The organism is Campylobacter concisus UNSWCS, assembly GCF_000466685.1.
Lineage (GTDB): Bacteria > Campylobacterota > Campylobacteria > Campylobacterales > Campylobacteraceae > Campylobacter_A > Campylobacter_A concisus_A.
This window is the reverse complement of record NZ_ANNG01000102.1, coordinates 1-391: the sequence shown is the minus strand read 5'-3', so window position 1 is coordinate 391 and position 391 is coordinate 1. Positions and strand designations below refer to the sequence as shown.

At 37.6% G+C, this 391-nt stretch carries 1 protein-coding gene; it reads left to right on the top strand.

Translation table 11 applies throughout. The features are described 5' to 3' along the window. Positions 1-391, top strand: a 391-nt coding sequence (locus UNSWCS_RS10980; RefSeq protein ID WP_035144120.1) for a methyl-accepting chemotaxis protein, incomplete at both ends; no start/stop codon positions are given.

Here is a 391-nt window from a genome sequence, read left to right as displayed (position 1 = left end):
GGTATTTGATAGCTACAGAAGATCAGACTTTACCTCTAGGATAGAAAACGCAAATGGTGAAGTAGAAAAGGTAACAAATGCTCTTGGCACAGAAATCTCTAGAATGCTAAACTATAACCTAGAAAAAGCTAAAACCCTAGAAGAAAAAGCTAAACTTCTAGCTGAATCAGTCTCTCAAGTAACAAGCTCAGCTAGCACTCAAGCAAGCTCACTTCAAGAATCAGCTGCTGCAGTTGAACAAATGTCTAGCTCAATGAATGCCATCTCTCAAAAGACAGCTGATGTCATAAGACAATCAGATGAAATTAAAAACATCATAACTATCATTAGAGATATAGCAGATCAAACTAACCTTCTAGCACTTAATGCTGCAATTGAAGCAGCACGTGCT